The sequence below is a fragment of the Mixta gaviniae genome, assembly GCF_002953195.1.
GTDB lineage: Bacteria > Pseudomonadota > Gammaproteobacteria > Enterobacterales > Enterobacteriaceae > Mixta > Mixta gaviniae.
On sequence record NZ_CP026377.1, the window covers coordinates 573,589 to 586,751 of the forward strand.

Annotated in this window: 12 protein-coding genes; 6 read left to right on the top strand and 6 right to left on the bottom strand. The window is 58.3% G+C overall.

Annotated elements, in window-relative coordinates; all coding sequences use genetic code 11:
- Positions 1–21 precede the first annotated feature (21 nt).
- The gene (gene murA / locus C2E15_RS02640; protein WP_104956011.1) at positions 22–1,281 is read left to right on the top strand and encodes a UDP-N-acetylglucosamine 1-carboxyvinyltransferase; all 1,260 of its coding nucleotides are present in this window, start codon (positions 22–24) and stop codon (positions 1,279–1,281) included.
- A gap of 58 nt (positions 1,282–1,339) precedes the next feature.
- On the opposite strand, the gene C2E15_RS02645 is transcribed toward murA, so the two are convergent.
- Positions 1,340–1,615: a helix-turn-helix domain-containing protein gene (locus tag C2E15_RS02645; protein ID WP_104956012.1), complete on the bottom strand. Its 276-nt coding sequence runs from the start codon at positions 1,613–1,615 to the stop codon at positions 1,340–1,342.
- Between the two features lie 408 nt (positions 1,616–2,023).
- Positions 2,024–2,995: an octaprenyl diphosphate synthase gene (gene ispB, locus C2E15_RS02650; RefSeq protein WP_104956013.1), complete on the bottom strand. Its 972-nt coding sequence runs from the start codon at positions 2,993–2,995 to the stop codon at positions 2,024–2,026.
- Between the two features lie 257 nt (positions 2,996–3,252).
- On the opposite strand from ispB, the gene rplU reads away from it, so the two are divergent.
- The 4 genes from rplU (at position 3,253) to fepB (ending at position 6,342) form a co-directional block, all read left to right on the top strand.
- The gene (gene rplU / locus C2E15_RS02655; RefSeq protein ID WP_038628773.1) at positions 3,253–3,564 is read left to right on the top strand and encodes a 50S ribosomal protein L21; all 312 of its coding nucleotides are present in this window, start codon (positions 3,253–3,255) and stop codon (positions 3,562–3,564) included.
- Between the two features lie 15 nt (positions 3,565–3,579).
- Positions 3,580–3,837, top strand: a complete 258-nt coding sequence (gene rpmA / locus C2E15_RS02660) for a 50S ribosomal protein L27 (RefSeq protein ID WP_038628771.1) — start codon at positions 3,580–3,582, stop codon at positions 3,835–3,837.
- A gap of 208 nt (positions 3,838–4,045) precedes the next feature.
- Entirely contained in the window at positions 4,046–5,218 is a 1,173-nt protein-coding gene (gene cgtA / locus C2E15_RS02665) for an Obg family GTPase CgtA (RefSeq protein WP_104956014.1), read from the top strand.
- A gap of 131 nt (positions 5,219–5,349) precedes the next feature.
- Positions 5,350–6,342, top strand: a complete 993-nt coding sequence (fepB, locus tag C2E15_RS02670; RefSeq protein WP_104956015.1) for a Fe2+-enterobactin ABC transporter substrate-binding protein — start codon at positions 5,350–5,352, stop codon at positions 6,340–6,342.
- Here the strand turns inward: fepB and fes are convergent.
- Entirely contained in the window at positions 6,302–7,525 is a 1,224-nt protein-coding gene (gene fes / locus C2E15_RS02675) for an enterochelin esterase (RefSeq protein WP_104956016.1), read from the bottom strand. The genes fepB and fes overlap by 41 nt on opposite strands.
- A gap of 137 nt (positions 7,526–7,662) precedes the next feature.
- On the opposite strand from fes, the gene C2E15_RS02680 reads away from it, so the two are divergent.
- Complete coding sequence (locus C2E15_RS02680; RefSeq protein ID WP_146108521.1) at positions 7,663–9,906, top strand: TonB-dependent siderophore receptor; 2,244 nt, start codon at positions 7,663–7,665, stop codon at positions 9,904–9,906.
- A 16-nt stretch (positions 9,907–9,922) separates the two neighbouring features.
- Here the strand turns inward: C2E15_RS02680 and pmrB are convergent, their stop codons facing one another.
- Genes pmrB through dacB form a run of 3 tightly spaced genes read right to left on the bottom strand, consistent with a single transcriptional unit; the run spans position 9,923 to position 13,076 of the window.
- Entirely contained in the window at positions 9,923–10,978 is a 1,056-nt protein-coding gene (gene pmrB, locus C2E15_RS02685; protein WP_104956018.1) for a two-component system sensor histidine kinase PmrB, read from the bottom strand.
- Positions 10,975–11,637 carry a two-component system response regulator PmrA gene (pmrA, locus tag C2E15_RS02690; RefSeq protein ID WP_104956019.1) on the bottom strand — a complete coding sequence of 221 codons (663 nt, stop codon included), beginning with the start codon at positions 11,635–11,637 and terminating at the stop codon, positions 10,975–10,977. Before pmrA ends, pmrB begins: the two co-directional genes overlap by 4 nt.
- 5 nt (positions 11,638–11,642) lie before the next feature.
- Positions 11,643–13,076: a serine-type D-Ala-D-Ala carboxypeptidase gene (dacB, locus tag C2E15_RS02695; RefSeq protein WP_104959052.1), complete on the bottom strand. Its 1,434-nt coding sequence runs from the start codon at positions 13,074–13,076 to the stop codon at positions 11,643–11,645.
- Positions 13,077–13,163: the final 87 nt, after the last annotated feature.

Here is a 13,163-nt window from a genome sequence, read left to right on the forward strand (position 1 = left end):
TGACAACAGAGAGCAGTTGCAATGGATAAATTTCGTGTACAGGGTCCGACCCGGCTGAGTGGTGAAGTGACCATTTCCGGCGCCAAAAATGCCGCGCTGCCGATCCTGTTCGCCGCTCTGCTGGCTGAAGAGCCGGTTGAGATACAAAATGTCCCGAAACTCAAGGACATCGATACCACCATGAAGCTGCTGAGTCAGCTGGGTGTCAAAGCGGAACGCAACGGGTCGGTGCATCTTGACGCCAGCAAGGTCGACATTTACTGCGCGCCTTATGAACTGGTAAAAACCATGCGCGCGTCGATCTGGGCGCTGGGGCCGCTGGTGGCGCGTTTCGGCCAGGGCCAGGTTTCCTTGCCGGGCGGCTGCGCCATCGGCGCGCGTCCCGTCGACCTGCATATTACCGGTCTGGAGCAGTTGGGCGCCGAGATCAAGCTGGAAGAGGGCTACGTTAAGGCATCGGTTAACGGGCGCCTTAAAGGCGCGCACATCGTGATGGATAAGGTCAGCGTCGGCGCGACGGTGACCATCATGTCCGCCGCGACGCTGGCGACTGGCACCACGGTGATTGAAAACGCCGCACGCGAACCAGAAATCGTTGATACCGCCAACTTCCTCAACACCCTTGGCGCTAAAATCAGCGGCGCAGGCGGCGATCGCATCACCATCGAAGGCGTAGAGCGTCTGGGCGGCGGAGTATACCGCGTGCTGCCTGATCGCATTGAAACGGGCACCTTCCTGGTCGCTGCGGCTATCTCTGGCGGTAAAGTGGTGTGCCATAAAACGCAACCCGATACCCTGGATGCGGTGCTGGCCAAGCTGCGTGACGCCGGCGCTGATATCGAGACCGGCGAAGACTGGATCAGTCTGGATATGCACGGCAAACGCCCGAAAGCGGTCAACGTGCGCACGGCGCCACATCCGGGCTTCCCGACCGATATGCAGGCGCAGTTTACGCTGCTGAACCTGGTAGCGGAAGGGACCGGCGTGATCACCGAGACCATCTTCGAAAACCGTTTTATGCATATCCCGGAGCTGATCCGTATGGGCGCGCATGCGGAAATCGAAAGCAACACGGCGATTTGTCACGGTGTTGAAAAGCTCTCCGGCGCGCAGGTCATGGCAACCGATTTACGCGCCTCCGCCAGCCTGGTGCTGGCGGGCTGCATCGCTGAAGGCACCACCCTCGTGGATCGTATCTACCATATCGATCGCGGCTATGAGCATATCGAAGATAAGCTTATCGCGATGGGTGCCCGCATCGAGCGCGTTAAAGGCGAATAACGCGTTTTCGCTTAGCCTGCTGCACCACAGCCTCCGCCTGGCGGGGCTGTTTTTTTTGCTACCTGCTTCCGGAACGGGAGCGGATAAGCTTTTTGCGATCCAGCAGCTTGTTGGTTTTCGGATCGTAATAGCGGCTGGGCCAAATTTCGGCAGGGTGGACGGCGATCGCCTCGGCAATCAGCCACTCACCTTTCGGCCAGGGACGATTCAGGGCATTAGCCAGCGTAGATGAACTTAGCCCCGCCTGACGCGACACGGCGGCCAGAGAGGTGCCTTTCTTATGCAGGGCGGCGATGATATCGGCGGCGTGCCAGTCCTTTTTTCTATGGTTCACACTATTCACAGCGCATTTCTCCCTATGCTTATTTCATCTCATGGAAAAGCTGACCTTTTTAAGAAAATTTAGGTTATTTAAACTTAAGGAAACAGGATGTTAATTCTGAATATTTTTCTTATTAATCAACTTGTGATGAGATTTTATAGCAAGAAGGCTCCATAAGTTTCCAGTAATTTTTGAATGACGCCGGCAAAATGTGTTTTTCTTCGCAAAAAGTGATATCACCGTTGCAACGGCAGCCGCGAAGCGGAGAGGCGTGACAGGACGCTGCGCGCCTGGGGAAGCAGGGCGGCGGAAAACGGGCACGACAGCCACGCAAGAATGGTCGCGTCGGGCAACCGGAGAGAGGGAAAACGGACGGGAAGAGAAGAAAGGGCGGGAGCCGGCGACAGCTCCCGCTGCCGGTCAGGAATCGCGCTGCACCGACATATGGGCCAGCGCTTCCAGTGCGCTGCGCCACGGCGATTCCGGCAGCGCCTGCAGCGCGGCGATCGCCTTATCCGCTTCCTCTTCGGCGCGACTGCGCGTCCATTCCAGCGATCCGCATTGACGCATTGTCTCCAGCACCGGATCCAGCAAATGACGGCCATTGCCCTGCTCGATCGCCTCACGGATCATTGCCGCCTGCTGTTCGTCGCCATGGCGCATCGCATGCAGCAGCGGCAGCGTCGGCTTGCCTTCGCTCAGATCGTCGCCCACGTTTTTGCCCAGCGTTTCGCCGTCAGCGCTGTAATCAAGAAGATCGTCGATCAGCTGAAAAGCGGTGCCGATGTAGCGGCCATAATCCTGCAACGCCTGCTCCTGTGCCGCGCTGGCACCGGCGAGGATGCCGGAAGACTGCGCCGCCGCTTCAAACAGGCGCGCTGTCTTGCTGTAGATGACATGCATATAGCTTTCTTCGGTGATGTCGGGATCGTTGCAGTTCATCAACTGCAGCACCTCGCCTTCAGCGATGACGTTCACCGCCTCTGACATCAGCGCCAGAATGCGCAGCGAGCCCAGGCTGGTCATCATCTGAAACGCGCGGGTATAGATAAAATCGCCGACCAGCACGCTGGCCGCATTGCCGAAAGCGGCATTGGCGGTCGCTTTGCCGCGGCGCATATCCGATTCGTCAACCACATCGTCATGCAGCAGGGTGGCAGTATGAATAAATTCAATCAGCGCGGCGATCGTGACGTGCTGATTTCCTTCGTACCCTAAAGCGCGCGCCGCAAGGATGGCAATCATTGGACGAATACGCTTTCCGCCGCCGCTGATAATGTAGTAACCCAACTGATTGATGAGCGAAACATCTGAATTCAGCTGTGAGAGAATGGTCTCGTTGACGGCCGCCATGTCTTGCGCGGTTAATTCATTAATTTGTTCTAAATTCATCAGTCTGTTCAGCTATTGCTCTGTTCAGCGCCATGTTAAGCGACTTTGCCCATGTCTGTGCCACGTAATGTATTACAGATTGTACTTGAAAAACGAGGCTCTTGAATCCTGAGTATGGCGCTGCGTTTTTTTTCTGCAATCCTTTGCTATGTCCTCTTGTCAAGCCAGCGAATTTTGCGTAGAATTCGCGCCCTATTGTGAATATTTATCGCGCCGCCTGACAATTGAAGAAGGCAAGCGCAGAAGCGGAGTTTTATATGTACGCGGTTTTCCAAAGTGGTGGTAAACAACACCGAGTAAGCGAAGGTCAAACCGTTCGCCTGGAAAAGCTGGACATCGCAACCGGCGAAACGATTGAGTTCGATCAGGTTCTGATGATTGCAAACGGTGACGACGTAACTATCGGCGCACCGCTGGTTTCAGGTGGCGTGATCAAAGCAGAAGTTGTGGCTCATGGTCGTGGCGACAAAATTAAGATTGTTAAGTTCCGTCGTCGTAAACACCACCGTAAGCAGCAAGGCCACCGTCAGTGGTTCACTGATGTGAAAATCACTGGCATCAGCGCCTGAGAGGAGATCTGACAAATGGCACACAAAAAGGCTGGCGGCTCGACACGTAACGGTCGCGACTCTAACGCACAGCGCCTGGGCGTAAAACGTTTTGGCGGTGAATCAGTACTGGCTGGCAACATCATCGTTCGTCAGCGTGGCACCAAATTCCACGCAGGCACCAACGTTGGTCTTGGCCGTGACCATACTCTGTTTGCTACTGCAAACGGTAAAGTAAAATTCGAAGTTAAAGGCCCGAACAACCGTAAATACGTCAGCATCGTTGCTGAGTAAGGTTGTCGTGCTGCAGGTTGGTTAATCAGCCTGCCAGAGAATGAAAGCCCCGCAGAGTATTGCGGGGCTTTTTACATTTTGAGCTTGCCTGATTTGCTGTACACTTTACGTACAGCCTTTCCGCAACGGGTCATCGCTTATGGCCTCGGCGGAATACAGCCGCACCGGCCTGTCCGGTCGCCAGGTGAATGATTTACGGAGAAGGTAAATGAAGTTTGTTGATGAAGCGACAATCCTGGTTGTCGCAGGCGATGGCGGTAATGGTTGCGTCAGCTTCCGTCGTGAAAAATATATCCCGAAAGGCGGCCCTGACGGCGGCGACGGCGGGGACGGCGGCGATGTCTATCTGCTGGCTGACGAAAACCTCAACACGCTGATCGACTATCGTTTCGAGAAGTCGTTCCGCGCCGAGCGCGGACAGAACGGCCAGAGCCGTGACTGTACCGGCAAACGCGGCAAAGATATCGTGATTAAAGTGCCGGTGGGTACGCGCGTTATCGATCAGGGTACCGGCGAAACGCTGGGCGACCTGACGCGTCATGAGCAGAAGTTGATGGTAGCGAAGGGCGGCTGGCACGGCCTGGGGAATACCCGTTTCAAATCGTCCGTTAACCGTACGCCGCGTCAAAAGACCATGGGTACGCCGGGCGAAAAACGCGACCTGCAGCTGGAACTGATGCTGTTGGCGGACGTCGGCATGCTCGGCCTGCCCAACGCCGGTAAATCCACCTTCATTCGCGCGGTTTCCGCCGCGAAGCCTAAAGTCGCCGACTATCCCTTTACCACCCTGGTGCCAAGCCTCGGCGTGGTACGTATGGACAGCGAAAAAAGCTTCGTAGTTGCGGATATCCCTGGCCTGATTGAAGGGGCGGCGGAAGGCGCAGGCCTCGGCATTCGCTTCCTGAAACACCTTGAGCGCTGCCGCGTGCTGCTGCACCTGATCGACCTGGCGCCGATCGACGAATCCGATCCGGTAGAAAACGCGCGCATTATCCTCGGCGAGCTGGAAAAATACAGTGAAAAACTGTACCGCAAACCGCGCTGGCTGGTGTTTAACAAAGTCGATCTGTTGGATCGCGAAGAGGCGGAAGCGCGCGCGAAAGCGATCGTGGAAGCACTGGGCTGGGATGAAAAATATTACCTGATCTCCGCCGCCAGCCAGACCGGCGTCAACGCGCTGTGCTGGGATGTGATGTCCTTCCTGATCGCCCATCCGAAAGAGGCGGAAGAGGAAGAGAAGAAACCTGAGAAAGCGGAATTCATGTGGGATGATTACCACCGTGAAACGCTGGAGCAGGTGGAAGAAGAAGTGGATGAAGAGTGGGACGACGACTGGGATGAAGATGACGACGAAGGCGTCGAAATCATCTATCAGCGTTAAGCCGCTGTTCAGCGAGAAGCCCGGTTATGCCGGGCTTTTTTGTGCCCATTTTTTGGCCTGGCCGGTAAGCGGTAGCTAAATGATAAAGAAAATGATTATCATTACCCCACTATCTACCCGCAGGATACACCATGGCTTACCGTCGATTTCTCATTTTATTCAGCACGCTGTGCATGTTTTTTACCGCCGCTTCGCCAGCGACCGACAACGTCCCCGGCTGGCCGCGACAGCTGAGCAGCGGTAAGGAGACGCTGACGCTAACACAGCCGCCGCAGCGTATTGTCTCTACCAGCATCACCTTAACCGGCTCTCTGCTGGCCATTGATGCGCCGCTTGTCGCCAGTGGGGCTGCGATGCCCGGCAAACGCTTTACCGACGGGCAAGGCTTTTTCCGGCAGTGGGGCGATATCGCGCGCCAGCGCGGCGTGCGTAAACTCTACAGCGGCGAGCCGTCGCTGGAGACCATCGCCGCCGCCCGGCCCGATCTGATTATCGTCAGCGCGACCGGCAATGACTCCGCGCTGGCGCTCTATCCACAGCTGAAAGCGATCGCGCCGACGTTGATCGTTAACTATGATGACAAATCCTGGCAGCAGGTGATGCGCGAGCTGGGTCAGGCGACCGGACAGGAAGCGCAGGCACAGCAGCGCATCGCCGATTTCGATCGGCGCCTGCAGCAGCTGCGCCAGCGACTGGTTTTACCGCCGCAGCCGGTATCCGCGTTTGTTTATAACCGCAGCGGCCCGCAGATCAACCTGTGGACGCCGGCTTCCGCTCAGGGGCAGCTTCTGCAGCAGCTGGGCTTTACGCTGGCGCCGTTACCGGCAAGGTATACGCCGCCCGCCGTGCAGAAGCGCCGCGATAAAGTGCCGTTAAGCGGCGAGGCGCTGGTTAATGGGTTGGCCGGGCAATCTTTTTTGCTGTTTGCCGCTGGCGACACCGATGCCGCGACGTTGAAGCGCGAGCCGCTGCTGGCCGCCGCGCCGGCAGTGCAGCAGCAGCGGGTATGGGCGATGGGCGAGGAGAGTTTCCGGCTCGACTACTACAGCGCCGGGCAGCTGCTGATACGTATCGGCGCGCTGTTCAGCACAGCGCGGACCACAAATGCTGAAGACCATCGGTAAGGCCGCCGCGCCAGCAGAGCGCGTCATGGCCGCCCTCGAATTCGCGATAGTGGACATCATGACCTGCCTCCTGCAGTAGCGGCAGTAGCGTTCGGTTAGACTCCAGAATCACCTTTTCATACCGTCCCGCCTCCAGCCAGAATCGCTGTGGCTGGCGCGTTTTCGGTAGCCGCAGCAACAGCGTCGCCAGCTGGCCGCCGCTGATGGCATTATGACGATCTGGCCACCAGAACGAGCCTGACAGGCTGACCGCGCCATTGAAGTGGCGCGGCCAGTGCAGCGCGGCGTACAGCGCCGACAGCCCGCCATAGCTTTGTCCGGCCACCAGCGTCGGCAGCCGGCGATCCCATGAGGGAAGCCATTCGCTGACCTGCGGCAGCAGCTCCTCCTGAACCGCCAGCCAGAAATCGGGATTGCAGGGCAGCTCCTGGCCGCGCTGGCTGACGCCCATCGAATTGATAAACAGATAACAGGCCGGCGGCAGCTTGCCCTGCTGCGTAAGCCATGCCAGCGGCGCGGCGGCAGGTATGGTGCTGGCCCAGAACTGGCCGTCCAGCAGAATGGCCAGCGGACGCGGCGCAGCGCTGTCCGGGCCGGTTTGCAGCAGCCAGACCGAGCGGCGGTTATCAAGCCGCGCGCTGTGCCAGCGATGAGCGATAAGCGGGCTTTCTTCTTCTAACGCGGTCTGGCTGTCCAGCGGACGCCATGCCGCCTGCGGCGGCGCCGCCGGCATATGCAGCGGCGAAACCGGATGCCCGCGACCATTGCGCCAGCTGCGTAGCGGGTTCAGCGGGTCGGCCATCGCCTCCTGCAGATGGCTTTTCCACCAGCGGCGCAGGATATTGGCGTCCGGCACGTTATCGGGAAAGTCGGCATCTTCACGGGATGGGATCAGGCAATAGCTGCCGCGCCAGCGCGGATTAAGCAGCACTTCCCCCTGCCAGACATCGGTGCCTGCGATGCGCTGCAGTGAAAAGGGCTGCCGCTGACGATGATGATCGGTAACGCCGATAATATTGAGCCAGACACGTCGCGTCACAGATTGCTGCTCATTGCCTTGCGGATCGCGCCAGTAAAACAGAGTGCGGCACTGCCCGGCTATCTCACCGGCCACGGCAGGAATGCCTGCCTGGATTTGCGACTGCCACCAGGCCTCGCTGCCGATCTGCTGCGAAGAATTCATAGGCGCCTCGAAGAGTAAGAATTGAATCTCATTTGTAAGTGATAACAATATTGATAATTATTTTCATTTTCAATAATCTGTTTCCGCTTGTTAACAGGGTATGCGGGTACGCCTCAAACACGGAAATGAAAATGAAAATGAATTCTACAAGAACCTATCGGCTTCTGGTGCCGCTGACGCTGGCCAGCGGCTTTTTTACGGCGCACAGCCTGGCGGAAACGGAGAACGCTCTTCCGCATGACGGCAATGCGGAAGAGGGCACGCTGGTCGTCACGGCCCGGCAGCAGAATTTACAGGCGCCAGGCGTATCCACCATATCAGCTGAGCAGATCAAAAAGCATCCGCCAGCGCGCGACGTGGCAGAAATCATCCGCACCATGCCGGGCGTCAATCTGACCGGCAACTCCACCAGCGGACAGCGCGGCAATAACCGGCAGATCGATATACGCGGCATGGGGCCGGAAAACACCCTGATTCTGATAGATGGCCGGCCGGTAACCAGCCGTAATTCTGTGCGTCTTGGCTGGCGCGGCGAACGCGATACGCGCGGCGACACCAGCTGGGTACCTGCGGAGATGATTGATCATATCGATGTCATCCGCGGCCCGGCGGCGGTGCGTTACGGCAACGGCGCCGCCGGCGGCGTGGTCAATATTATCACTAAAAAAACATCCGACGGCTGGCATGGATCCTGGAACAGCTACTACAACGTGCCGCAGCACCGCGAAGAGGGCGATACAAAGCGCACCAATTTCAGCCTGAGCGGGCCGCTGGGCGACGATCTCTCCTTCCGTTTGTATGGTGGCCTGAGCAAAACCCAGGCGGACGCGCAGTTTATTAACGCCGGACATCAGTCCCTGCGCACCGGCAGCTATGCCGATACCGTGCCCGCAGGCCGCGAAGGCACGGAAAACAAAGATATCAATGCGCTGCTGCGCTGGGCCTTCGCGCCGATGCAGGCACTGGAGTTTGAAGCGGGCTACAGCCGGCAGGGTAATCTTTACGCGGGCGATACGCAAAACACCAATAGCAATGCGCTGGTGAACCAGAACTACGGTAAAGAAACTAATCGGCTCTATCGTCAGAACGTAGCGGTCACCTGGACCGGCGCCTGGGATAACGGCATCAGCACCAATAACTTTGCGCAGTATGAAAATACCCGTAACAGCCGACTTAATGAGGGGCTGGCGGGCGGTACCGAAGGGATCTTCGCTGACAACGATTTCTCCACCATTGAGCTGAACAATCTGCTGCTGCACAGCGAAATCAGCGTTCCGTTTGAACGGCTGGTTAACCAGACCGCCACTTTCGGCGCCGAATGGAATCAGCAGCGTATGAAGGATCCCAGCTCAACCACGCAGGCGCTGAGCGGAGGAGACATTGCCGGCGTTTCCAGCGGCAGTCGCAGTCCTTATAGCCAGGCGGAGATCTTTTCTCTGTTCGCCGAGGATAACCTTGAGCTGACCGACAGCACGATGCTGGTGCCGGCGCTGCGCTTCGATCATCATTCGATCGTGGGCGATAACTGGAGCCCGTCGCTTAACCTGTCGCAGGCGCTGAGCGAAGAGGTCACGCTTAAACTGGGCATCGGCCGCGCCTACAAGGCGCCCAGCCTTTATCAGACCAACCCGAACTACATTCTCTATAGTCGCGGTCAGGGCTGTGCGGCCAGCACCGGCGCCTGCTACCTGATGGGCAACGACGATCTGAAAGCGGAAACCAGCATCAATAAAGAGGCGGGGCTGGAGTGGAAGCATGACGACTATCAGCTCGGCCTGACCTGGTTCCGCAACGATTATCGCGACAAAATTGAGGCGGGCTATCTGCCGAGCGGTACCTCCACCAATGGCCGAACCGATATTTATCGCTGGGAGAACGTGCCGAAAGCAGTCGTGGAAGGAGTGGAAGGCACGGTGAATCTGCCGCTCGGCGAGACGGTCAGCTGGAATAACAACCTGACGTGGATGCTGCAGAGCAAAAACAAAGAGACCGGCGATCGCCTGTCGATTATTCCGCAATATACCCTGAACTCGGCGCTGAGCTGGCAGGCATTGCCGAACCTGTCGCTGCAATCCACCTTTACCTGGTATGGTCGTCAGACGCCGAAAAAGTACAACTACAAGGGAGAGGCGATAAGCGGCAGCGAGAAGGATGAGGTCAGCCCTTATTCCGTGATTGGGCTAAGCGGCACGCTGGAGGTCAACAAATATGTCAGCGTGACGCTGGGCGTAGATAACCTGCTGGATAAGCGGCATTTCCGCGCGGGCAATGCGCAAACCACCGGCAATGCCGTCACCAACTCTTATATGTATGGCGCAGGCGCCAATACCTATAACGAATCGGGACGCACCTGGTATCTGGGGCTGGACACCCACTTCTGAGTAAAGGCCCGTCGCCTTAGTTAAGGCTGGCGGGCAACTGGCACTGCGCATCCAGCCCGGAACGATCGCGGCGGTTGCCAAGCTGCAGCTTGCCGCCGTGCAGCTGCAGAATGCGCAGCACAATATTCAATCCCAGTCCGCTGCCGCCGTAGCGGCGGTCGCGGCGATGGAACGCCTGCGTCAGTTCGCCGGCGGTCTCTTCATCGATTCCCGGCCCTTCATCCAGCACGCGCAGCAGGCTACCTGTTTCGTCGGCCTGGAGCTGTAACGTGATCAGGGAGCTTTCCGGACTGTAGCGCGACGCATTCTCCAGCAAATTACGTAGCATCAGGCGCAGCAGCACCGCATCGCCCTGTACGCGGCCCTCTTCCTGCGGCCACGCCAGATGCTGTCGGCGCTGCTTCAGCATCTCGTCCATTTCGCCCTGCAGCGGGGCGAAAATATCCTGTTGCCAGCTTAACGTCTGATAGTGGCCGCTGGCGAGCGCCTGGCCGGCGCGTGACAGCATCAGCAGCTGTTCAATCACATGCATAAGTTGATCGACGCGCGCCACCAGCATCGGCGCCTGCTTAATCTCCTGCTGCGCCATCAGCTCCAGATGCAGGCGCAGGCCCGCCAGCGGCGTGCGCAGCTCGTGCGCCGCATCGGCGGTAAACAACCTTTCCTGCTGCAGCGTCTGGTCAAGGCGCGCCAGCAGCTGGTTCAGGGCGCGCGTCACCGCCACGATCTCTTCCATATCGGAAAAGGTGGGCAGGGGAGTGAGGTTGTCGGCGGAGCGTTCGGCCAGGCTGGCCTGCAGCGCATTCAGCGGGCGAATAATCCAGCTGATGGCCCAGAAAGAGAGAATAAGGGTAAAGCCTACCATTACCAGCGAAGGCAGCAGCAGCGAGGCGATCGCTTCGCGGATCTCGTTTTCCACATGCTGATTGCGCGATTTGGCCGTTAATGTCTCGTTGACCAGAAAGCCGATCTGCTCCCGGCTTTCATGCCAGAGCCAGATAGCGCTCATCAGCTGGCAGGTCAGCAGTATCAGCGCCAGCATAATCAGCAGCCGCCGACGCATGCTGTTCACGCGCGCTCTTCCAGCCGGTAGCCAACGCCGCGCACCGTCTTAATCCGATCTTTACCCAACTTGCGGCGCAGATTATGAATATGCACTTCCAGCGTGTTGGATCCGTTATCATCCTGCCAGCTGTAGAGATCCTGCTGCAGCGTCTCGCGATGCACCGTCTGCCCGATGCGCATCAGCAGGCGCGTCAGCAGCGCGAACTCTTTTGGCGTCACTTCGACCGGCTGATTTTCAACGGAAACCTGCTGCGAGGAGAGATTCAGCGCCAGATCGCCGTGTTGGATCTGATTATCGCTGCGCCCCTGATAGCGGCGGATCAAGGCGCGTACGCGCGCCTTCAGCTCCGCCAGCGCGAACGGCTTGACCAGGTAATCGTCGGCGCCGGCATCAAGCCCGCCGACCCGATCCTCCAGCGCATCGCGCGCCGTCAGGATCAGGACCGGCAGGTCGATGCCCTGCCGGCGCCAGCGCCGCAGCAACGCTGCGCCATCCATATCCGGCAGACCGAGATCGAGAACAATCAGGCTGTATTGCCCACTGTGCAACAGGGATTCCGCCTGCGCGCCCTTTGCCGCGCAGTCGGTAACATATCCCTCGCCGCTCAGCGCGAGGGCCACGCCCTCCTGCAACAGCGCGTCATCTTCCACGATAAGTATTTTCATCAGGCTCAGTTATTTTGGTAGAGATCCTTATACAAACGACTTTCGAAGCGCACCAGCGGCACCCGACGGATTTTCTTATCCTCCGGCGGCACGGCGTAGCCGGAGAGGAACTGCACGAAAGCGACGCGCTGTCCGCTGGCGGTAGTGATAAAGCCTGCCAGGTTATAAACACCGGAGAGCGAGCCGGTTTTCGCGGAGACTTTACCGTCGACGCCCGCCTCATGCAGGCCGCCGCGATAGCGCAGCGTGCCGTCATAGCCTGCCAGCGGCAGCATCGAGATAAAGTTTAGCTGCTGATCGTTTTGCGCGATGTATTGCAGCACCTCCATCATTGTCGCCGGCGCGATCAGATCGTGACGCGACAGGCCGGAGCCGTCGACCTGAATGCTGTTGCCTAAATCGATATTCGCCTTCTGACGCAGGATACGGCGCACGGCGTCGGAGCCGGCGCGCCAGGTGCCCGGCACGTTGAAATAGTGATGGCCGATAGTACGGAACACCGTATCGGCAATCATATTGTCCGATTTTTTCAGCATGATTTTCAGCAGATCGTGCAGCGGCGCGGACTGCGTTTCCGCCAGGACGGTGCCCGGTTCGCTGACGCGCGTCTGACGCACCAGATGGCCGGTATAATCAATACCGGCGTCGTGCAGCATCGCTTTTAAAATCGCGCCCGCCCAGGCGGCGCCGTCCTGAATGGAGAAGGCCAGCGGCAGTGGTTCACTGCGCTGCGTCATACAGCCTGTCAGCGTAAAGCGGTTCAGCTCGCCTGGCACGACATCCAGCTCGCAGTAAGGCGCGTCCGGCGAGCCTTTGGCCAGAGTGCGCACCTGGCTGAACATATTGACCGGGTAGTAAGAGGCGACGCGGATGAAGGCGTTGTCGTCAGGGCGATCGGCGCTGTAGAGCGAAACGGAAAAGCAGTTTTTATCGACAATAGCGGCGGCCGGCGGCGCGCTGAAACACTGCGTAATGTCGTTCCACGGCCAGCCGGGCGCCTTATCGTGGCTGGCGAACACCGAGGTGTCGATCACCAGGTTGCCCTGAATATGAGTGATACCCTGCCTGGTCAGCGCCGTCACCATATTGCGCAGATCCTGACGTGAGAGCGTCGGGTCGCCGGCGAAACGCGCGACCAGATCGCCTTTAAGCGTGCCGTCGCTAACCTTGCCCTGCGTCTCCAGCGTAGTACGAAAGCGAAAGTCAGGGCCCAGCTCCAGCAGGGCTGCGAGCGCCGTCACTACTTTCATGGTGCTGGCTGGCAAAGCCATTTGTTTACTGTGATAATCGACCAGCGGCGTTGATGAACCCACTTTTTGTGCCATCAGCGCCAGGTTTGCGCCATCCGGTAAGTATTGTGTGTATTCTTCCACAGGTGCTGCGTGAGCTTGCAGCATAAACGCACAGGTTAGTCCGGTAACAAGTCGTGAAAATCGCATAATCTCGCGGTAACTGACGGGTGAAGCCGTCATACTACGGTGCATCACGGTAGAAAGTAAACGATGACCCACAGGGAACTCTGGGTT